This is a genomic window from Microcystis sp. M49636_WE2 (genome assembly GCF_030065375.1).
GTDB classification, from domain to species: Bacteria; Cyanobacteriota; Cyanobacteriia; order Cyanobacteriales; family Microcystaceae; genus Microcystis; species Microcystis aeruginosa_C.
On sequence record NZ_JASJFG010000222.1, the window covers coordinates 1 to 1,789 of the forward strand.

At 39.2% G+C, this 1,789-nt stretch carries 2 protein-coding genes; one reads left to right on the plus strand and one right to left on the minus strand.

Going from position 1 to position 1,789, the window contains the following annotated elements; all coding sequences use genetic code 11:
- Positions 1-760 precede the first annotated feature (760 nt).
- The gene (locus PX484_RS05125; RefSeq protein ID WP_287664898.1) at positions 761-1,216 is read left to right on the plus strand and encodes a response regulator; all 456 of its coding nucleotides are present in this window, start codon (positions 761-763) and stop codon (positions 1,214-1,216) included.
- Here the strand turns inward: PX484_RS05125 and PX484_RS05130 are convergent, their stop codons facing one another.
- Entirely contained in the window at positions 1,217-1,399 is a 183-nt protein-coding gene (locus PX484_RS05130) for a hypothetical protein (protein WP_002734024.1), read from the minus strand.
- Between the last annotated feature and the right edge of the window lie 390 nt (positions 1,400-1,789).

Here is a 1,789-nt window from a genome sequence, read left to right on the forward strand (position 1 = left end):
TACAAAACTTATACTTTTCGACGGTCCAGATGTAGAAATTTTACCGCTAAGAGGGGACACAAACCAGATTTTTGCCCAAAGTTAGGCTTTTTTCAGTGATCAGTGATCAGTGGGGGGTTTTAAGTAAACAGTGGGGGAGAAGGGGAATTATGAATTATGAATTATGAAGTGGGAAGAATAAATAAAAATAATCTCCTGACTCGGAGAATTCTAGCCCAATGGTAGATGTTGGATTTTTACAGGAGTTCTATTTTCCGACAAAGATAAGCAAAAATTATCTATTGACTCCAACAGCTTGAGAATATTTAAATTAACATTCCGCAATATTTACAAATTCTTAAGAATTAATTGAGAAAGATTTTTATTTAACAACGATGTTGTAATGGTTACAGCGATTTGATATAATTTCATGGTGGGTTACTTTGTGCTTTTTTGGGCAGCAATGGTTGAAACCCTTGCCACACCTACAAGGTGATCCTAATTAAAACGGGTAAATTAGTCAATTTCACCGACAACGACGATCTTTTTTTTGTGTAGTTTTATTGCAAAGAAAAAGTTTTTTTGACAAAAAGCACAAAGTGTGATATAAACGAACGTATTTCTGGCTGCCAGTAGTTATTGCAGAGTGGGAGTTGGGGAGAAGGGAGAAGAGCAAAGAGAGAAGAGAGTGGGGGAATTATAAATTATGAATTGGGGAGATGGGTGATGGGGTGATGGGAAGTGTCGTGAAGTTAAGTCCAAAAGATCAACAGGCTCTACAATGATAACAAGTGAGACCTCTAGGGAAAGGAAAATAATCATGAAGCCGATAGACCTAATTAAAGTCTTGATTGCCGACGATCACGATCTAACTTGTTTAGGACTCAAGACTTTAATTTCCCAGCAGCCGCATTGTCAGGTGGTGGGAATTGCGGTTAATGGTCAACAGGCGATCGACTTGGCGAAAAGTTGTCAACCGGATGTAATTATTTTAGATGTACGGATGCCTGTCTTAGATGGACACAGCGCCGCTATTCATATCAAACAATTCGACCCCCATGTCCGCATTATCGCCTATAGTTCCTTGGCAAATCTTCCAATGGAAAAAAATAATCAAACTACAGCCTTTGATCTATACTGCTCTAAAGATATATCTTCCCAAGATATGATCAAAGCGATCGATGACTTGGGAAAATTAGCACAATCGGACAAATCTCAATTCCATCGAGTCGGATAGTTAACTAAGTTTTTCTTCAGGAAAAGTTGCTTGAAACTCATCGAGTAATTCATCCAACTCCTCAAGAGCTTGATTAACATCTAATCTCAGTCCCCCAATGTCGGGTTTATCGCGCAATTGCAGTAAATAATCGCGTTTATTAGCCATTTGTTTCACTTTATCGATCAAGCTGGTTTTATCCATAATTCACCCTCTGGTACTGACTGCGATTATATCTCAGTCAGCCCCTATCAGTGGCTCTCCTGCAAAAATCAAAAATCTTCTCTTGGGTGAGGAGACAGGAGGTTCCCAGGCTCTCTTGGGTTTGGTGGGTAAAATGTGTTCTAAGATATAGTCTGGCGAGCAAGTGGAATGAACCACAGAGACACAAAGGACACAAAGATCGCTCCTATGCAAGTTAAACTGATCACACAAAGAATAAGAGAGCCACTCCGACAGAGGAGGATAAAAAAGAGGTTCTTCCGAACTTACACTGTAGAAAATTCCTCAAGCTCCCTCTCTGCCCAGCAATGCTCTAAAGTTGATAAATATCAATTTAACAAAAACTCAAAGCCTTAGTATACAAGCTTTACA